General features: G+C 66.2%; 16 protein-coding genes. 12 read left to right on the forward strand and 4 right to left on the reverse strand.

Translation table 11 applies throughout. The annotated features are described in order from the left end of the window. Nucleotides 1-11: 11 nt before the first annotated feature. The 11 genes from algK to AC0MAZ_RS25410 all read left to right on the forward strand — a co-directional run bounded on the left by algK (nt 12) and on the right by AC0MAZ_RS25410 (nt 13698). Nucleotides 12-1544: an alginate biosynthesis TPR repeat lipoprotein AlgK gene (algK, locus tag AC0MAZ_RS25360; RefSeq protein ID WP_475859597.1), complete on the forward strand. Its 1533-nt coding sequence runs from the start codon at nt 12-14 to the stop codon at nt 1542-1544. Then, nucleotides 1541-3019: an alginate export family protein gene (locus AC0MAZ_RS25365; RefSeq protein ID WP_203650671.1), complete on the forward strand. Its 1479-nt coding sequence runs from the start codon at nt 1541-1543 to the stop codon at nt 3017-3019. Before algK ends, AC0MAZ_RS25365 begins: the two co-directional genes overlap by 4 nt. A gap of 19 nt (nt 3020-3038) precedes the next feature. Beyond that, the gene (algG, locus tag AC0MAZ_RS25370) at nt 3039-4595 is read left to right on the forward strand and encodes a mannuronan 5-epimerase AlgG (protein WP_186712910.1); all 1557 of its coding nucleotides are present in this window, start codon (nt 3039-3041) and stop codon (nt 4593-4595) included. Between the two features lie 13 nt (nt 4596-4608). Continuing rightward, a complete protein-coding gene (locus AC0MAZ_RS25375; RefSeq protein WP_203650669.1) occupies nt 4609-6054 on the forward strand; it encodes an alginate O-acetyltransferase in 1446 nt (481 codons plus the stop codon). Between the two features lie 7 nt (nt 6055-6061). Continuing rightward, on the forward strand, nt 6062-7165 hold the full coding sequence (locus AC0MAZ_RS25380) for a mannuronate-specific alginate lyase (protein ID WP_475859599.1): 1104 nt from the start codon (nt 6062-6064) through the stop codon (nt 7163-7165). A 178-nt stretch (nt 7166-7343) separates the two neighbouring features. Beyond that, nucleotides 7344-8801 carry an MBOAT family O-acyltransferase gene (locus AC0MAZ_RS25385; RefSeq protein ID WP_232855685.1) on the forward strand — a complete coding sequence of 486 codons (1458 nt, stop codon included), beginning with the start codon at nt 7344-7346 and terminating at the stop codon, nt 8799-8801. 10 nt (nt 8802-8811) lie between these two features. Continuing rightward, nucleotides 8812-9963: an alginate O-acetyltransferase gene (locus AC0MAZ_RS25390; protein WP_203650650.1), complete on the forward strand. Its 1152-nt coding sequence runs from the start codon at nt 8812-8814 to the stop codon at nt 9961-9963. A 20-nt stretch (nt 9964-9983) separates the two neighbouring features. Beyond that, the gene (locus tag AC0MAZ_RS25395) at nt 9984-10631 is read left to right on the forward strand and encodes an alginate O-acetyltransferase AlgF (RefSeq protein ID WP_203650648.1); all 648 of its coding nucleotides are present in this window, start codon (nt 9984-9986) and stop codon (nt 10629-10631) included. A gap of 34 nt (nt 10632-10665) precedes the next feature. Then, nucleotides 10666-12120 carry a mannose-1-phosphate guanylyltransferase/mannose-6-phosphate isomerase gene (locus AC0MAZ_RS25400; RefSeq protein ID WP_203650646.1) on the forward strand — a complete coding sequence of 485 codons (1455 nt, stop codon included), beginning with the start codon at nt 10666-10668 and terminating at the stop codon, nt 12118-12120. A 166-nt stretch (nt 12121-12286) separates the two neighbouring features. Continuing rightward, nucleotides 12287-12751: a multidrug transporter gene (locus tag AC0MAZ_RS25405; protein ID WP_203650644.1), complete on the forward strand. Its 465-nt coding sequence runs from the start codon at nt 12287-12289 to the stop codon at nt 12749-12751. 134 nt (nt 12752-12885) lie between these two features. Then, nucleotides 12886-13698, forward strand: coding sequence for an SDR family oxidoreductase (locus AC0MAZ_RS25410; RefSeq protein WP_203650642.1), 813 nt, complete (start codon nt 12886-12888; stop codon nt 13696-13698). A 75-nt stretch (nt 13699-13773) separates the two neighbouring features. Here the strand turns inward: AC0MAZ_RS25410 and AC0MAZ_RS25415 are convergent, their stop codons facing one another. From AC0MAZ_RS25415 to AC0MAZ_RS25430, 4 genes are all read right to left on the reverse strand, one after another. Further along, complete coding sequence (locus AC0MAZ_RS25415; RefSeq protein WP_232855759.1) at nt 13774-15168, reverse strand: efflux transporter outer membrane subunit; 1395 nt, start codon at nt 15166-15168, stop codon at nt 13774-13776. A 149-nt stretch (nt 15169-15317) separates the two neighbouring features. Then, nucleotides 15318-16379: an HlyD family secretion protein gene (locus AC0MAZ_RS25420; RefSeq protein WP_475859603.1), complete on the reverse strand. Its 1062-nt coding sequence runs from the start codon at nt 16377-16379 to the stop codon at nt 15318-15320. 27 nt (nt 16380-16406) lie between these two features. Continuing rightward, entirely contained in the window at nt 16407-17930 is a 1524-nt protein-coding gene (locus tag AC0MAZ_RS25425) for an MFS transporter (protein WP_475859605.1), read from the reverse strand. A gap of 237 nt (nt 17931-18167) precedes the next feature. Beyond that, entirely contained in the window at nt 18168-19103 is a 936-nt protein-coding gene (locus AC0MAZ_RS25430) for a LysR family transcriptional regulator (protein WP_234561618.1), read from the reverse strand. 241 nt (nt 19104-19344) lie between these two features. Here AC0MAZ_RS25430 and AC0MAZ_RS25435 point away from each other — a divergent pair, with 241 nt between their 5' ends. Continuing rightward, nucleotides 19345-19791: a universal stress protein gene (locus AC0MAZ_RS25435; protein WP_475859606.1), complete on the forward strand. Its 447-nt coding sequence runs from the start codon at nt 19345-19347 to the stop codon at nt 19789-19791. Nucleotides 19792-19849: the final 58 nt, after the last annotated feature.

The raw sequence follows: 19849 nt of genomic DNA on the forward strand, positions 1-19849 counted from the left end.
AGGATCGGACGATGAAACCTTTGAATGGTTTTTCTCCTGCTGGAGTGGCGTCGCCTGGATCGCGGCACAAGGCCGCTCCTACAGGGACCGCGCCGCACCCTGTAGGAGCGGGCTTGCCCCGCGATCGGGTGCGCAGCGCCCGCCCATTGGCATGGTGCGCCCTGGCCGCCGCCATCACCCTGGCCGGCTGCGCCGGCCTGCCCGACCAGCGCCTGGCCAATGAAGCGCTCAAGCGCGGCGACACCGCCACCGCCGAGCGCAACTACAAGGCCCTGGCCGACCTCGGCTACAGCGATGCCCAGGTAGGCCTGGCCGATATCCAGGTCGCCACCCGCGACCCGGCGAAACTCAAGGAGGCCGAAGCCACCTACCGCGCCGCCGCCACCTCGCCCCGTGCCCAGGCGCGTCTCGGCCGCCTGCTGGTGGCCAAGCCCGACAGCACCCAGGCCGAACGCGAGGAGGCCGAAACCCTGCTCAAGCACGCCGCACAACAGGGCGAAAGCAACACCCTGATCCCGCTGGCGATGCTCTACCTGCAGTACCCGCAGAGCTTCCCCAAGGTCAACGCCCAGCAGCAGATCGACCAGTGGCGCGCCGCCGGCAACCCCGAGGCGGGCCTTGCCCAGGTCCTGCTGTACCGCACCCAGGGCACCTACGACCAGCACCTGGGCGATGTGGAGAAGATCTGCAAGGCGGCACTGACCAGCACCGACATCTGCTACGTCGAGCTGGCCACCGTCTACCAGAAACGCGCCCAGCCCGACCAGCAGGCCGCCCTGCTCGAACAACTGAAAGCCGCCCATGCCCGTGGCGCCGTGCCGGCCACCCGGGTCGACAGCGTCGCCCGGGTGCTGGCCGACCGCGGCCTCGGCCAGACCGACGAGAAGACCGCCAAGGACCTGCTCGAGCACATCGCCCCGGCCAACCCGGCCTCGTGGGTGAGCCTGGCGCAACTGCTCTACGACTTCCCCGAGCTGGGCGACACCGACCAGTTGATGGCCTACATCGACAAGGGCCGCGAGGCCGAGCAACCCCGCGCCGAACTGCTGCTGGGCCGCCTCTACTACGAAGGCAAGACCGTACCCGCCGACGCGCAGAAGGCCCAGGAGCACCTGCAGGCCGCCGCCGACGCCGGCGAGGTCAGCGCCGACTACTACCTCGGCCAGCTCTACCGCCGTGGCTACCTGGGCCAGGTCGAGCCGCAGAAAGCCGTGGACCACCTGCTCGCCGCCGCCCGCGGCGGCCAGAACAGCGCCGACTACGCCCTGGCCCAGCTGTTCAGCGAAGGCCACGGCATCCGCCCGGCACCGACCAATGCCTGGGTGTTCGCCCAGCTGTCACAGGTCAACCCGACCCCGCAGTCGACCGAACTGCTGCAACAGCTCGACCAGCAGCTCACGCCCGACCAGCGCAACCAGGCGCAGGACCTGCTGGCGCAGGAGAAGCGGGCACGCGGCAGCATGACCCAGGGCGCCAACAGCACCCTGGCCATCGAAGCACTGCAGGACGAGAAAGACGACGTAGACGCCGAGGATTCGCTATGACGCTCAACCCCTTCGTGAAAGCCGGCATCGGCCTGGGCTTCGCCCTGCTGTGGTCGATGCCGACCCTGGCGGCGGAAACCGCGCAGAAGAACTTCGGCCTCGACGTGAAGATCACCGGCCAGTCCGAGGACGACCGCGACCTGGGCACCCGCTCCGGCGGCGACGTCAACGGCCTGGGCCTGGACCTGCGACCCTGGGTGTACGGTGAGCGCGGCCACTGGAGCGCCTTCGCCATGGGCCAGGCGGTGGCCGCCACCGACATCATCGAGACCGACACTCTGCGCCAGAACGACGACGGCACCACCAGCGACAACGGCGACGACAGCCGCAAGCCGGACAAGAGCTACCTGGCCATGCGCGAGTTCTGGATCGGCTACAGCGGCCTGACCCCCTACCCCGGCGAGCAGCTGCGCTTCGGCCGCCAGCGCCTGCGCAGCGACGACGGCATGTGGCGCGACACCAACATCGAGGCGCTGAACTGGACCTTCGACACCACCCTGCTCAAGGCCGACCTGGGCGTGGCCCAGCGCTTCAGCGAATACCGCACCGACCTCACCGAGCTGGCCCCGGAGGACAAGGACCGCACCCACGTCTATGGCAACGTCGCCACGCAGTGGACACCCGGCCACTGGGTCGGCCTGCGCGCCCACCACACTCATGACGGCGGCAGCCTGAAAAGCCCAGGCGAAACCGTCGACGCCCTCGACAAGACTCGCACGGGCGATCTCACCTGGCTGGGCCTGGAAGCCAACAGCGATGCCTACAACTGGCGCAACGACCACACCGTCAACTACTGGGGCAGCGTCACCTGGCTGACCGGCGATCGCGACACCCTCAGCAGCCAGGCGGTGGGCAACGACCAGGTCGCCACCGGCAAGCAGAGCGGCGACGTCAACGCCTGGGCCACCGACCTCGGCATCCGCCTGCGCCTGGACCCGCAATGGCAGGTCGGCGCGGCCTATGCCCGGGGCAGCGGCGGTGGCGGCAGCGACGGTTCGAACAACTTCGAGCAGACCGGCCTTGAGAGCAACCGCTCCAACTTCACCGGCACCCGCTCGCGGGTGCACCGCTTCGGCGAAGCGTTCCGCGGCGAGCTGGGCAACCTGCAGGCCGCCACCCTGTTCGCCTCCTGGCAGCTGCGCGACGACTACGACGCCAGCTTCATCTACCACAAGTTCTGGCGCGTCGACGGCAAGCAGAACATCGGCTCCAGTGGCATCAACGCGGTGGTCGACGACGGCGGCATCAACCGTCCGCTGGTGCAGGGTGAGAAAGACCTCGGCCAGGAGATGGACGTGGTCGTCACCAAGTACTTCAAGCAAGGCCTGCTGCCGGCCTCGATCAGCCAGTCGATCGACGAGCCGTCGGCCCTGGTGCGCCTGCGCGCCGGCGTGTTCAAGCCGGGCGACGCCTATGGCAAAGAGGCCGACTCGTACATGCACCGCGCCTTCGTCGACGTGATCTGGCGCTACTGAGGCCGGGAGAGGATTTGACATGAACCTGCACCCGAACCTTCGCCACAGCCTGCTGGCCAGCGCCCTGCTGCTGGCCGCAGGCCTGGCCCAGGCCGCCGAGCCGGAAATGGCCAAGGGGCTGCAACAGGCCAAGACCTACACCGTTGCCAGTGCGCCGATCGAGCCACTGCTGATGGACCCGCCCAAGCTGCCCGACCTCTCCGGCTACACCGCCGAGGCCGTGCAGAAGAAGATCGACCGCCGCCACAAGGGCAAGGTCAGCGTGCGCCGCATGCTCCAGGAGGACACCCTCAAGGAGTTCATCGGCGGCGACAATAAGGGCGCCGAGTGGGTGCGGCGCCAGCACGGCATTCCCCAGGCGATCTTCGTCGATGACGGGCATGTCGACCTGGTGGAACTGAGCAAAAAGGTGCCCGACCAGTACCTGCGCGAGACCGCGCCGGGGGTCTACCTCGCCCGCCTGCCGATCGTGGTCGGGCGCAAGGGCGTGCTGGAGATCGACGGCAAGGTCAAGGAGCTGCGCCTGTCCGAAGAGGCCGGCTCGTTCATCGTCAACGACGGCAAGCTGTTCGTCAGCGATACCCGGGTGACCGGCTGGCGCGAGCAGGCCAACGGCCCGGCAACCTTCCGCAAGCCCGATGAATTCCGCCCGTTCCTGCTCAGCTGGGGCGGCACCGAGACCTATATCGTCAACAGCAAGATGGCCAGCTTCGGCTACGCCAAGTCCAAGTCGTACGGCGTGAGCATCTCGCAGTACACGCCGAACATGGCCAAGCAGATGGGCCGCCCGGAACCCACCGGCTGGATCATCGGCTCCGAGTTCAGCGACATGTGGTACGGCTTCTACTGCTACGAGACCCAGGACTTCGTGATCAAGGACTCGACCTACCGCGACAACATCGTCTACGGCATCGACCCCCACGACCGTTCGCACCGCCTGATCATCGCCGGCAACACCGTGTACGGCACCAAGAAGAAGCACGGGATCATCGTTTCGCGCGAGGTCAACGACAGCTGGATCATCAACAACAAGAGCTACGACAACAAGCTCTCGGGCGTGGTGATCGACCGCAACAGCGTCAACAACCTGATCGCCTACAACGAGATCTACCGCAACCATACCGACGGCATCACCCTGTACGAGAGCGGCGACAACCTGATCTGGGGCAACAAGCTGATCAACAACCGCCGCCACGGCATCCGCGTGCGCAACAGCGTGAACATCCGCCTGTACGAGAACGTCGCCATGGCCAACGGTCTGGTGGGCGTGTACGGACACATCAAGGACCTCTCCGACACCGACCGCGACATCGCCCTCGACCCGTTCGACACCAAGGTGTCGCTGATCGTGGTCGGCGGCGAGCTGGCGGCCAACGGCTCCGGCCCGCTGTCGATCGATTCGCCCCTGTCGGTGGAGCTGTACAAGGTGTCGATGCTGATGCCGCGCAAGGCCAACGGCATCAGCTTCAACGGCGTGCTCGGCGAGCGCCAGGACGAAATCCTCGACCTGCTGGTGCGCCAGCAGAAGGCCGTGCTGATCGACCCGGTCGAACGCCAGACCGAAATGATCGACTAAGGAAGCCCAGACCATGACTCCACACCTGATGAAACTGCTGGGCCTGTCCGCCGCCCTCCTGGCCATCAGCCAGGGCGTGCGCGCCGACGAGGTCAAGGCGCCGACCTTCAGCGCCGAGCCCTGCTGCCAGCTGTGCCCCGAAGCCCACGACGCCAGCCGCTACACCACGCGCTACCAGCAGAACTTCACCACTCTGGTGCAGGCCCAGGGCGACTGGCTGTTCCGTACCCGCGAAGACCTGCGCACCGAATTCGACACCACCCCGGGCGGCTACAAGCGCCTGCAGCAGGTGCACGACGCGTTCAAGAAGCGCGGCGTCGAGCTGGTGGTGGTGTACCAGCCGACTCGCGGCCTGGTGAACCGCAACATGCTCAACCCCGAAGAGAAGGCCGCCTTCGATTACCAGAAGGCACTGCGCAACTACCAGGCCATGCTCCAGCGCTTCGCCAAGATGGGCTACAACGTGCCCGACCTGTCGCCGCTGACCAACGAGCAATTGGCCGCGGCCGACCAGGGCAAGGACTTCTACTTCCGCGGCGACCAGCACTGGACGCCCTACGGCGCCGAGCGCGCGGCGAAAATCGTCGCCGACACCGTGCACCAGATGCCGGCCTTCGAAGGCATCCCGCGCAAGGAATTCGAGACCAGGAAGTCCGGACGCATGGGCAAGACCGGCACCCTGCACAACGTCGCCGGCCAGCTGTGCGGCACCAGCTACGCGGTGCAGTACATGGACCAGTTCGCCACCGAGCCCAAGGGCGGCGCCAGCGGCGGCGACGACCTGTTCGGTGATTCGGGCAACGCGCAGATCACCTTGGTGGGCACCAGCCACAGCGGCAAGAACTACAACTTCTCGGGCTTCCTCGAGCAGTACATTGGCGCCGATGTGCTCAACGTCGCCTTCCCCGGGGGCGGTCTGGAAGGTTCGATGATCCAGTACCTGGGCAGCGAGGAGTTCCAGAACAACCCGCCGAAGATCCTGGTCTGGGAGTTCTCCCCGCTCTACCGCCTCGACCAGGAAACCATCTGGCGGCAGATCCTCGGCCTGCTCGACGACGGCTGCGACGACCGTCCCGCGCAGATGAGCGCCAGCGCCACCCTCAAGCCCGGCAAGAACGAGCTGATGGTCAACGGCAAGAATGGCGTGATCAAGGACCTGGTCAACCGCAACCACCAGCTCGACATCAAGTTCGAGGACACCTCGGTGAAAGTGCTGCAGGCCACTCTGTGGTACCTCAACGGCCGCCACGAGGACATCAAGATCGAGAAGCCCGAGACCTCCGACACCGATGGACGCTTCGTCTTCCAGATGCGCGAGGACGAAGACTGGGCAGGCCAGAACCTGCTCGCCCTGGAGGTCCAGGGGCCGGAAAGCGGCACGCAGAAAGTCGAAGCCAAACTCTGCAAACGCAACAACTTCGCCAGCCCCGCGCAGCACACCGCGCAGGCCGGCCAGTGAGGCAAGCATGACTTCCATCCACCGCAAGACCGCACCCGCTTTGCTCGCCCTCGCCCTGTTCGGCGGTGCGGCGCAGGCCGCGCTGGTACCGCCCCAGGGTTACTACGAGGGCATCGAGAAACTCAAGACCGGCGACGGCAATTTCCGCTGCGAGGCCGCACCCAAGCCCTATACCGGCGCGCTGGTGTTCCGCAGCAAGTACGAAGGCTCGGACAAGGCCCGGGCGACGCTCAATGCCGCCTCGGAAAAAGCCTTTCGCAAATCCACCGAGGACATCACCACCCTCGAGAAGGGCGTGAGCAAGATGGTCGGCCAGTACATGCGCGATGGCCGCCCGGCGCAACTGGACTGCGCACTGACCTGGCTCGACACCTGGGCGCGCGCCGATGCGCTGATGTCCACCGATTACAACCACACCGGCAAGTCCATGCGCAAATGGGCGCTGGGTAGCATGAGCGGGTCGTGGCTGCGCCTGAAGTTCTCCAACTCGCAGCCACTGGCGGCGCACCGGGCCGAGGCCGAGCAGATCGAGAAATGGTTCGTGCGCCTGGCCCGGCAGACCGTGCGTGACTGGAGCGACCTGCCGCTGGAGAAGATCAACAACCACAGCTACTGGGCGGCCTGGTCGGTGATGGCCACCGCGGTGGCCACCGACCGCCAGGACCTCTTCGACTGGGCGGTGAAGGAATACAAGGTCGGCGCCAACCAGGTCGATGAGCAGGGCTTTTTGCCCAACGAGCTCAAGCGCCGCCAGCGTGCCCTGGCCTACCACAACTACGCCCTGCCGCCGCTGGCGATGATCGCCAGCTTCGCCCAGGCCAACGGCGTGGACCTGCGCAAGGAAAACAACTTCGCCCTGCAACGCCTCGGCGAAGGCGTGCTGGCCGGTGCCCGCGATCCTGTTCATTTCAACACCCGCGCCGGCGTGAAGCAGGACCTGAAGGATTTGAAGATCGACAGCAAGTACGCCTGGCTCGAGCCGTGGTGCGCACTGTACCAGTGCGTTGGCGACACCTTGGCGCGCAAGCACGACATGCAGCCGTTCAACAGTTTCAGGCTGGGTGGGGATGTGACGCGGGTCTATGACCCGGGCGCTGCTTTGAAGAAATAGACAACCCTGTGGGAGCGGGTTTACCCGCGAAAGGGCCAGACCTGCCATGTGCGGTGCCTGTGCCGGCCTCTTCGCGGGTAAACCCGCTCCCACAGGGACCTAGGTATCTCCCACTTTTTTGGTGGGGGGTTTGGGGGGCGCTGTGCCCCGGATGCTGTGAACAACAAGGAGAACCGGGATGGTCTTCTCGTCCAACGTGTTCCTGTTCCTGTTCCTGCCGGTTTTCCTCGGCTTGTACTACGTGAGCGGGAACCGCTATCGCAACCTGCTGCTGCTGGTTGCCAGCTACATCTTCTACGCCTGGTGGCGGGTGGACTTCCTCGCCCTGTTCGCCGGGGTCACCCTGTGGAACTACTGGATCGGCCTGAAGGTCGGCGCCGCCGGCGTGCGCACCAAGCCCGCGCAGCGCTGGCTGCTGCTCGGCGTGGGTGTCGACCTGTGCATCCTCGGCTACTTCAAGTACGCCAACTTCGGCGTCGACAGCCTCAACGCGATCATGACCTCGATGGGGCTGGAGCCGTTCATCCTCACCCACGTGCTGCTGCCGATCGGCATCTCGTTCTACATCTTCGAGTCGATCAGCTACATCATCGACGTGTACCGCGGCGACACCCCGGCCACCCGCAACCTGATCGACTTCGCCGCCTTCGTGGCGATCTTCCCGCACCTGATCGCCGGCCCCGTGCTGCGCTTCAAGGACCTGGTCGACCAGTTCAACAACCGCACCCACACCCTGGACAAGTTCTCCGAAGGCTGCACCCGCTTCATGCAGGGCTTCATCAAGAAAGTGTTCATCGCCGACACCCTGGCGGTGGTCGCCGATCACTGCTTCGCCCTGGAGAACCCCACTACCGGTGACGCCTGGCTCGGCGCCCTGGCGTACACCGCGCAGCTGTACTTCGACTTCTCCGGCTACAGCGACATGGCCATCGGCCTGGGCCTGATGATGGGCTTTCGCTTCATGGAGAACTTCAAGCAGCCCTACATCAGCCAGTCGATCACCGAGTTCTGGCGGCGCTGGCACATCAGCCTGTCGACCTGGCTGCGCGACTACCTGTACATCACCCTGGGCGGCAACCGCAAAGGCACCTTCAACACCTACCGCAACCTGTTCCTGACCATGCTGCTGGGCGGGCTGTGGCACGGCGCCAACTTCACCTACATCATCTGGGGCGCCTGGCACGGCATGTGGCTGGCGATCGAGCGGGCGTTGGGCCTGGACACCAACCCGCAGCGTTTCAACCCGGTGAAATGGGCCTTCACGTTCCTGCTGGTGGTGGTCGGCTGGGTGATCTTCCGCGCCGAGAACCTGCACGTGGCGGCACGCATGTACGGCGCCATGTTCAGCTTCGGCGACTGGCAGCTGTCGGAGCTCAACCGCGCCAACCTCACCGGCCTGCAGGTGGCCACGCTGATCGTCGCCTACCTGACCCTGGCGTTCTTCGGCCTGCGCGACTTCTACCGCAACGCAACGCCAGCACCCAAGGCCACCCCGGTGCAGGTCAACGCCGACGGCTCGGTAGGCCTGGACTGGACGCGGATCATGACCCGCGCCCTGGTCCTGCTGCTGTTCACCGCCTCGGTGCTCAAGCTCTCGGCGCAGAGCTACTCACCGTTCCTCTACTTCCAGTTCTGAGGCCCCGATCATGAACCGGACACTTCGCATCACCTATTCGCTGTCGTTCATGGGCCTGCTGGTCGGCCTGGGAGTGGCCTCGCTCGGCGGGCTGGAAAGCTTCAACCGCACAGGGCAGATGACCTTGCTCGACGGCAAGCTGGCCAAGGCCGCCGAGACCCACTACGACGAGCAGTTCCCGATCAAGCGTCTGGGCACCAACCTGTGGGCCGCGCTGGACTTCAAGCTGTTCAACGAAGGCCGTCCCGGCGTGGTGCTGGGCCGCGACCAGTGGCTGTTCAGCGACGAGGAGTTCAAGCCCACCGCCGGCGCCGAGCAGCTGATGCAGGACAACCTGGCGTTGGTGCGCGGCATCCGCGACGCCCTGCAACGCCACGGCAGCCAGCTGGTGCTGGCGATCGTGCCGGCCAAGGCGCGCCTGTACGCCGAGTACATCGGCAAGGAGACGCCGGCCAGCCTGCACGACGAGCTGTTCAACCGCTTCCACGCCCAGGCGCGCCAGGCCAATGTGTTCGCCCCCGACCTGCTGGCGCCGCTGGAGCAGGCCAAGGCCCGCGGCCAGGTGTTCCTGCGTACCGACACTCACTGGACGCCGATGGGCGCCGAGGTGGTCGCGCAGTCCATCGCCGAGGCAGTCAGCCGCCAGAACCTGCTCGACAGCGAACCCCAGGCGTTCATCACCGAGGCCGGCGCCACCGCGCCGTACAAGGGCGACCTGACCAACTTCCTGCCGCTGGACCCGCTGTTCAGCAACCTGTTGCCGTCCCCGGACAACCTGCAGCAGCGCAAGACTCACCCGGTGCAGGCCGAAGGCGATGACGCGCTGTTCGCCGACAACCGGATCCCGGTGGCGCTGGTGGGCACCAGCTACAGCGCCAACCCGCACTGGAACTTCCTCGGCGCCCTGCAGCAGGCGTTGCGCAGCGACGTCGCCAATTACGCCGAGGACGGCCATGGCCCGCTGCTGCCGATGCTCAAGTACCTGCAAAGCGACGCTTTCAAGAACGCCCCGCCACAGGTCGTGGTGTGGGAATTCCCCGAACGGTATCTGCCAATGAAGAACGACCTCAGCGCTTTCGATCCGCAGTGGATCGCGCAGCTGAAGAACTCCCGTCAATCCGAAGAAAACCTGGCCCTGTCGTCCAATCGGACGGACCACTGAAGATAGAGAGGAATACGCACATGACCACCAAGACTTCCATTGCCAAAGCCCTCACCCTCGCCGCCGGCCTGTCCCTGGCCTCGCTGCAGGCCTTCGCCGGCGCCGATGCCGCCCTCTATGGCCCAAGCGCGCCGAAGGGCTCGACCTTCGTGCGCCTGTACAACGCCGCCGGCAGCCCCGCCGCCGCGTCGGTCGGCAACACCCAGATCAAGCAGGTCGGCGCCCAGGCCAGCAGCGACTTCAGCTTCCTGCCCGGCGGTGACTACACCGCCCAGGTCGGCGGCAAGAGCGTCCCGGTGAAACTCGCCGCCGACAAGTACTACACCCTGGTCAACAGCGCCAGCGGCAACCCTCAGCTGATCGAGGAACCGCCGTTCAAGAACAAGCAGAAGGCCCTGGTGCGGGTACAGAACCTCAGCGACCAGTCGCTGACCCTGAAGACCGCCGATGGCAAGACCGAAGTGGTCAGCCCCGTGGCCGCCAAGGGCCGTGGCGAGCGCGAGATCAATCCGGTCAAGGTCAACCTGGCCCTGTATCAAGGCGACAAGAAAGTCGGCGACGTCAAACCCGTCGCCCTGGCGCGCGGCGAAGCCGCCGTGCTGTACGTCACCGGCAGCGGCAGCAGCCTGTCGCCGGTGTGGGTCACCCGTCCCGTAGCCACCAACTGATTCCTGCCCCTTACGACCTTATTGGAGAAACATCATGATCCCGGTAATTCTTTCTGGCGGTAGCGGTTCGCGCCTGTGGCCTCTGTCGCGCAAGCAGTTCCCCAAGCAGTTCCTGGCCCTGACCGGCGAGCACACCTTGTTCCAGCAGACCATCCAGCGCCTGGTGTTCGACGGCATGGACACCCCCATCGTGGTCTGCAACAAGGACCACAAGTTCATCGTCCAGGAGCAGCTGAACGCGCTGAAGCTGGAAACCCAGGCCATCCTCATGGAGCCGTTCGGCCGCAACACCGCGCCGGCGGTGGCCATGACCGCAATGAAACTGGTCAACGAAGGCCGTGACGAGCTGATGCTGGTACTGCCGGCCGACCATGTGATCGAGGACCAGAAGGCCCTGCAGCGCGCCCTGGCCCTGGCCACCGTGGCCGCCGAACGCGGCGAGATGGTGCTGTTCGGCGTGCCGGCGACCAAACCCGAGACCGGCTACGGCTACATCCGCTCGAGCCAGGACGCGCTGCTGCCCGAAGGCGTGGCGCGGGTCGCGCAGTTCGTCGAGAAACCCGACGAGAAGCGCGCCAACGAGTTCGTCCGCGCCGGCGGCTACTTCTGGAACAGCGGCATGTTCCTGTTCCGCGCCAGCCGCTTCCTCGAAGAGCTGAAAAAGCACGACCCGGACATCTACGACACCTGCCTGCTGGCCCTGGAACGCAGCCAGGAGGACGCCGATGCGCTGAGCATCGACGAAGCCACCTTCGCCTGCTGCCCGGACAACTCCATCGACTACGCGGTGATGGAAAAGACCCAGCGCGCCTGCGTGGTACCGCTGTCGGCCGGCTGGAGCGACGTCGGCTGCTGGTCGTCGCTGTGGGACGTGCACGAGAAGGACGCCGACGGCAACGTCACCAAGGGCGACGTGGTGGTGCAGGACAGCCGCAACTGCATGATCCACGGCAACGGCAAGCTGGTGTCGGTGATTGGCCTTGAGAACATCGTGGTGGTCGAGACCAAGGACGCCATGATGATCGCCCACAAGGACAAGGTTCAGGGGGTCAAGCAGCTGGTCAACACCCTCGACGCCCAGGGCCGCACGGAAACCCAGAACCACCTGGAGGTGTACCGCCCGTGGGGCTCGTACGATTCGGTGGACATGGGCGGGCGCTTCCAGGTCAAGCACATCACCGTCAAGCCCGGCGCCAGCCTGTCGCTGCAGATGCACCACCACCGCGCCGAGCACTGGATCGTGGTGTCCGGCACCGCCGAGGTGACCTGCGACGAGAACGTGTTCCTGCTCACCGAGAACCAGTCCACCTATATCCCCATCGCCTCGGTGCACCGCCTGCGCAACCCGGGCAAGATCCCGCTGGAGATCATCGAGGTGCAGTCCGGGAGCTACCTGGGCGAGGATGATATCGAGCGCTTCGAGGATGTGTATGGGCGGACTTCGACGCCGGTGGAACGTGGGGTTTCGGTGAAGACCATCGCGCAGTAAAACGTTGGAACCGCTTCGCGGCACAAGGCCGCTCCTACAGGAGGTTGCGTTCCCTCTGTAGGAGCGGCCTTGTGCCGCGAAAGGAGGGCAAAGCCCTCCCGCTTTTGAGCCAATCCCCATTTCCCGCTACGATGATCGAACCCCCGCCACCAAGGCCTGCCCCACCATGATCATCGGCGCCCTGCTCGTCCTCACCTGGCTGGTCCTGCTGCTGCGCTACCCGGCCAAGGCCCTGCCGATTTCCATGGCCGCCGTTTGTGGCCTGGGGCTGGTGGCGCTCTACGTGGTCTGGCAGGACACCCGCGAAGCCTCGCAACTGGCCCGCCTCGATATCCGCCTGGCCTACGCCCCCGAGCAGTGCCCCGCCGACCGCGTCCTGCAGGTGCGCATGAAGAACGGCAACAAGGCCCCGCTCAGCGAACTGCGCTGGCGCGTCGGCGCCTATGCGCCTGGCGATACCGTGAACCTGGCCGAGAACACCTACGCCGCCCCGCGCTATCGTGGCCCCGGCGAATTGCAGCCGGGCGCCGAATGGAGCGATTGCCTGCCATTGCCGCCACTGCGCTCGGGCTATCGGCCACAAACCCTGGAGTTTCGTGCCGAGCATCTGCAAGGTACATTCGCCAATTGATTCGTTGCCCGATCTGGCCTCTTCACGGGTAAACCCGCTTCCACAGGGTTGTGGTGATCCCTGTGGGAGCGGGTTTACCCGCGAAGAGGTCGGCACAGACGACCCATTCCATCTATCGATCACAGGCCCTTTACATGCCCACCGTCCTGATCACCGGTTGTTCCAGCGGCATCGGCCGCGCCCTGGCCGACGCCTTCCGCGATGCCGGCCATGAAGTCTGGGCCACCGCCCGCAAGGCACAGGATGTCGAACAACTGGCCGCTGCCGGCTTCAATGCCCGGCAACTGGACGTGAACGACGCCGAAGCCCTCGCCCGCCTGGCCGAGGAGCTGCAAAGCCTCGACATCCTGATCAACAACGCCGGCTACGGCGCCATGGGCCCGCTGCTCGACGGCGGGGTCGCAGCCATGCGCCAGCAGTTCGAAACCAACGTCTTCGCCCTGGTCGGCGTGACCCAGGCGCTGTTCCCGCTGCTGCGCCGTTCCCGTGGGCTGGTGGTGAACATCGGCAGTGTGTCGGGTGTGCTGGTGACGCCCTTCGCCGGTGCCTATTGTGCGTCCAAGGCCGCCGTGCACGGGCTGAGCGATGCCCTGCGCCTGGAGCTGGCGCCTTTCGGAATCAGGGTCATGGAGGTGCAGCCGGGCGCGATCGCCTCGCAGTTCGCCAGCAATGCGCAGCAGCAGGCCGAGCAGGTGCTGGCGAGCGGTTCGCCGTGGTGGCCGTTGCGCGAACAGGTACAGGCGCGGGCGCGAGCGTCGCAGGACCGGCCGACGTCGGCGGCGGTGTTCGCCCAGGGGTTGCTGGCGGCGACGCGCAAATCGCCTGTGCCTGCACTGGTGCGTATCGGCAATGGCAGCACGGCCCTGCCGTTGATGGCCCGGCTGTTGCCACAGCGCCTGCTGGATTGGGTATTGCGCAAGCGCTTCGGATTGTTGCGACCGCTCTGACGTCGTCGCGGGGCAAGCCCGCTCCCACGGGGGCTCCCAGGTATGCGTGGAAGCGGGCTTGCCCCGCGATGCTGCTCAGACCTGGTCGAACGCCTGCCAGCCACCGCCCAGCGCCTTGTACAGCCCCACCAGCGCCTGCGACACCGCCGCCGAGCTGTCGATCCACTGCTCCTCGCTGGCCAGCAACGCCGACTGCACCGTCAGCACGTTGAGAAAGTCCACAGCCCCTTCCACATACTGGCGCTGCGCGGTCTCCAGGGCGATGCGGTTCTGCCGCACCGCCTCGGCCAGGTGATCGCGACGCAACTGGCTGGCGTTGTACAGGCGCAGCACATCGTCGATCTCATGCCAGGCGCCGAGCACCACCTTGCGGTAGTTCAGCGCCGCTTCCTGCTGCTGAGCCTCGCGCAGTTCCAACTGGCCCTTGAGCCGTCCGCCCTCGAAGATCGGCAACGACAGCTGCGGCCCGAAGGCGAACCTGCGCGAATCCCAGGCACCGAAATCGGACAACTGCATGGCCTGGAAACCGACACTTCCGGACAGGCGGATGCTCGGATAGAAATCGGCCTTGGCCACGCCGATGCTGGCGGTGGCCGCATGCAACCGGGCCTCGGCCTGGCGGATATCCGGACGGCGCTCGGCCAGCTCCGACGGCACGCCGATGGCAAAGCGCTGCTGCGGCGCGGGCAATTCGCCGCCCTGCAGCAGCTGGGACTGCAAGCTGCGCGGCGGTTCGGCGGCAAGCAGGCTCAGGGCATTGATCAGGTCGTCGCGGCGGGCCTCCAAGGTCGGCAGGCGCGCCTCGATCGACGCCACCTGGGCGCTGGCCTGGGCGACGTCGAGCCGGGTGGCGACACCTTCGGCCTGGCGGCCTTCGGACAGCTTCAGGCTGTGCCGGGCAACCTTGAGGTTGTCCTGGGTGATGTCCAGGGTGTGCTGCACGGCGCGCAGCTGGATGTAGTTGCCGGCGGTTTCCGACAGCAGCGCCAGCAGCACGCCACGGCGATCGTTCTCGGCGACCGCCACGGTCGCATCGGCGGCCTCGACTTGACGGCGCACACGCCCCCACAGGTCCAGTTCCCAACCGGCGACCAGATCGCCTTGCCACAAGTTATACGCCGACTTGCCGGCCTTGCCGGAGGGGTCGTTCAATCCTTCGGCGCTGTTACGCGCCCGGCTGTAGCCTGCGTTTGCATCCACCGAAGGCATCTCGTCGGCCGCCACGGTGCTACGCAAGGCGCGGCTTTGCAGCAGGCGGGCGCTGGCCATCTGCAGGTCGAGATTGCGTTCGGCGACCTGCTGGATCAACGCGCTCAGCTGGGCGTCGTGAAAGCTGTCCCACCAGCGCAGTTCCAGCGGTTCGGCTACCGGCTGGCTGGCCGCTGCCTCACTTTGCAACGAGGCCCAATCCCGAGGCGCTTCGCTGGACGGGCTCTGGAAATCCGGTCCGAGGGTGCAGCCGGCCAGCATCGCGGCCAGCAGCAAGGGGGCCGCTGCGCGCCCCTTTCGCGGCGCAAGGCCGCTCCTACAAAGGATCGCGGTCGCCTGTAGGAGCGGCCTTGTGCCGCGAAAGGGCTGCGCAGCAGCCCCGGCACTCTCAATTTTTTCAACCACATTGCTCATCGCGCCGTCACCTCTTTACCGGCCAACTTGTCGCCCTGGGTGTCGATGACCGCCTCCACCGACATGCCCACCCGCAGGCGCTCCAGCAACGGCTGGCCATCGTCAAAGACAATCTTCACCGGAATACGCTGCACCACCTTGGTGAAGTTGCCGGTGGCGTTGTCCGGCTTCACCGCCGCGAAGGTCACCCCCGTGGCCGGGGCGATGCTCTCGACGCGGCCGTGGAGTTTCTCGCCGGAGAAGGTATCGACGCTGATGCTCACCGGCTGGCCCGGCTGAACGTGGGTCAGCTGGGTCTCCTGGAAATTGCCGACGATGTAGGCGCGCTCCAGCGGCACCACCGACAACAGTCGTGCGCCCGGATTGACGTAGGCGCCGACGCGCAGGGCGCGCTCACCGACCATGCCGTCCACCGGCGCAGCAATGCGGGTGTAGGACAGATCCAGCCGGGCTTTCTCCAGGCCGGCCTCGGCCCGTTTCAGCTGGCCATCGGCACTGGCCACCTGGGCGTCGAGGATATCCACCTGCTTGCGCGTCGCCACCAGCGCCGCCTGGGTGTTGGCCAGCCGGGCACGGGCCTGGTCAACGCCGCTGCGCGCCTGCTGGGCGTTCTGCACGGTGCCGGCGCCCTGCTCGGCCAGGCGGCTGTAGCGGGTCACTTCGTGATCGGCGAACGCGGCCTCGGCCTGGGCCGCCTTCACCGCGGCCTCGGCCTGGGCGATCAGCGCCGCCTGGCGCTCGAGGGTGGCGCGGGCATCCAGGCTCTGCGCCCTGGCCACCAGCAACTGGGCCTGGGCCGCGTCGAGGGCGGCCTGGTAGTCCCGTGGGTCGATGGTCGCCAGTAACTGCCCGGCCTTCACCTGCTGGTTGTCCTCCACCAGCACTTCCTTGATGAAGCCCGCCACCTTCGGCGCGACCACGGTGTAGTCGGCGGTCACGTAGGCGTCGTTGGTGCTCTGGCGGTGGTCGCTGCCGAACATCCAGGGGCCGACGATGGCGGCCAGCACGGCCACGGCGAGCACCGAGCCGATAAGGATTGTCTTGCGGTTGTTGGTCATTTCAAGGTCTCGGATTCATCCACGGATTCAGGCCACCGCACGCGGCGGGAAGATCCGGGTAGGCACGAAGGGGATCAGGCAGATCAGGGCGACGGCGATGCCCGCCATCACCAGGTAAAGGTCGGCCGAGGTCAGCACCAGGGCCTGTTCATGGATGCGCTTGGCCAGGCCAACGGCGTTGTCGTCGATCAATGGCGCGTTGCCCAGGCTGTCGACCAGGTGGTTGGAATGAAAATGCCGGCGCAGGGTACCCAGGGCGTCGAGCAGACCGCCGGCGATCACCGCCGACAGGCCCTTGACCGTGTTGAACCAGGCGGAGGCGAACGGGCCTTCCTGCGGGGTCATGCCATTGGTGGAAAGCATCAGCAGCGGCAGCACCGCCATGGGTTGGCCGAACACCTGCAGCAGGTAGAACGGATAGAAATCGCCGCGGATCCACTGCGAGGTCAGCAGGCTGCTGCCCACGCACGAGACCGCCAGCATGGCCAGGCCCGTCGCCAGCACCCAGCGGCAGTCCACCGCGCGGATGTTGCACAGCGCCGCGGTCAACGGCAGGGCGATCAGCTGCGGCATGGCCACCAGCATCATCAACGGGCTGGTCTGCGCCGGGCGATAGCCCTGGATCTGCGCCAGGTAGGCGGACGGAATGCTGCCCACCCCCGAAAGCACGATCAGCACCCCGGCCAGGGTCACCAGAGCGAAGCTCAGGTTGCGCCGCGTGAGCATGCGCAACTGGAAGAACGGCAGCGGCTCGGACCATTCGTTGAACATGAACAGCACCAGCAGCAATACGCCGCCGCCGAGCAACCAGCAGATCAGCGGCGAATCGAACCAGCCCCAGCGGTCGCCCAGCGACAGGCCGAGGACGATACAGCTGATCGCTGGCAGGCCGAGCAACACGCCACGCCAGTCCAGTTGCCTGAAGCGCTCGAGGCGCAGCGGGTCCTGGGGCAGGCCCCAGCCGACGCAGGCGATCGCCAGCAGCGACGGCAGGATGATCTGCCAGAACGCCCATTGCCAGCCGACGTATTCGGTCCACAGGCCCGCCAACGGCGTGCCCAGGTTCGGTCCGAAGGTGGCGGTCAGGGCATAGCAGGCCAGGCCGTAGACCTTGATGCCCGGCGGCAGGAAACGCAGCGCCACGCTCATCAGCATCGGCGGCAAGGCGCCCGAGGCGAAGCCTTGCAGCACGCGCAGCAGCATCAGGCTGTGCAGGTTGGGGGCGAAGGGTTGGATCAGGCCGAGCACGGCGAACACGCCGACGGCGCTCATGGTGAAACGGCGCAACGAGAAGGTGGTCGCCAACCAGGGCGCAAAGGCCATGGCCGAGACCGAGGCGGCGGCATACACCGCCAGCAGCCAGGCGCCTTCGTCAGCCCCGATGCCCATGGCACCACGGATGTCGCTTAGCGAAATCTTGGTCACCGCCTCGTTGAGCCCGGCGCACAGCACCGCTAGCAACACGCCGAACAGGCCGACCACCACCCGCAGGCCGAACGCCGTCTGCGCAGGGGCGACCAGCGCGGCAGTAGGCGCGGTCAGGGAACTCATGGATAGACATCTCCAGCAACAAATTCAGGGCTGGAGCAAGTCTATGAAGGTCGAATGCTGACGAAAACTGACTTGTTGGAAGGTTTATGTTGCGTCAGACGCAATCCATGAAAAATGCGCATCCCCTGTAGGAGCGGCCTCGTGCCGCGAAAGGGCTGCAAAGCAGCCCCAGCGATTTTTGCGTTAACGCCGAAATCCGGGGCCGCTATGCGGCCCTTTCGCGGCACAAGGCCGCTCCTACCGAGAACGCGCAGGGTTTGAGGCTGGCGTGGGCTCGCCCGCGCAGCAGGCGCGCATGGTCTGGCGCAGCCAGCGATGCGCCGGGTCGTTGTCGAACCGCGGATGCCAGGCCTGCATCACCCGCACCCGCTCCAGCGGCACCGGGATCTCGAACGAGCGCAGCGGCAGGCCGAACTTGGTCACGCTGCCGAGGATGTTCGCCGGCATCGGCAGGATCAGGTCCGACTCCGGCAACGAGAACATTGCCGAATGAAAGCTCGGCGTGATCAGCGCCACCCTGCGCTGCACGCCATGGGCGCCCAGCTCCACGTCGATCGGCCCATTGGCCCGCCCGCGCCGCGACACACTGATCTGCGGGTAGCGGGCAAAGCGCTGCGGGGTGATCTCGGCGTCGAAGATCGGGTGGTCGGCCCGGGCCAGTCCGACGAACCAGGTGTCGAACAGGCTCTGCACCTTGATCTCCGGTCCCATGTCGATGCTCGAACTGACCACCAGGTCGATCTGCCCGTGGCGCAGCACCAGGTCGTCGTCGCCCTGGTGCTCGGGGACGAAGCGCAGCACGGTGTTCGGTGCCTGTTCGAGCATCATGTGCAGCAGGCGCGCACCGTACAGGGCGATGAACAGGTCGTTGGTACGGATGTTGAAGGCCCGGTCGAGGTTCGGCAGGTCGACCTCGTCGCCACTGCGAAACACCAGACCGGCCTGCTCCACCAGCGCCCGTACCTGGTCGCGCAGGGCCAGTGCCCGGGGCGTCGGTACCAGGCCACGGCCAGCGCGCACCAGGATCGGGTCGCCCATGGCCTCGCGGATGCGCCCCAGCGTGCGGCTCATGGCCGCCGGGCTCAGGTTCATGCGCTGGGCAGCGCCGACCACGCTGCCTTCGTCGAGCAGGGCGTCGAGGGCGACGAGCAGGTTCATGTCCGGGAGTTGCATGGCCGTTTTCCGTGACAGCTGTGGGAAACGCGATGGTATCAGGTTGGTGGATTGCGTCAGGCGCAATGGCACCGTGCATGGAGGGCCATTTATCCCGGCCGGTCGATGCGTCAACCTGTACCGGCCCTCTCGCGGGGCAAGCCCGCTCCCACGCCATTCGCAAAACACTCGTGGGAGCGGGCTTGCCCCGCGATAGGGAGATCCAGCGTTTAAGAATGTCACCGCCCTGCAAGGAACCCCCATGCCCCGCCCGGTCCTGATTGCCATCGACGCCTCCCCCGCCAGCCACGCCCTGCTCGACCTCGCCCGTCGCTACTGTCGCCCGGGTGAACACACCCTGCACGTGCTGCTGGCCATCGACGCTACCTTTGCCGTGCACGACCACCGTACGGCCTACACCGAAGAGGAGCTGGAGGAATACCCCGCCGCCTGCGACGAACAGCAACTGGCCGAGCACGCCGTGAACAGCGCCGTGGGCACGCTGCGCGAAGCCGGGTTCGACAGCCTGGGCTGCATGGTCGCCGGCCAGCCGGTGGAGGCGATCATCACCAAGGCCCGGGAGCTTGAATGCGAGCTGATCATCATTGGCCACCGCCACCTGTCGCGGGTCGGAAGGCTGCTGGATCCGTCAATCAGTGCCAAGGTGATCGACCGGGTACAAGTCCCAGTGCTGGTTGGGGCCGCTTGAGCCAGGAAAGCCGTTGATCAGGCAGGTCACACCAGGTAATGCAACTGCATTGACCAGG

It is taken from the genome of Pseudomonas sp. A, assembly GCF_056270345.1.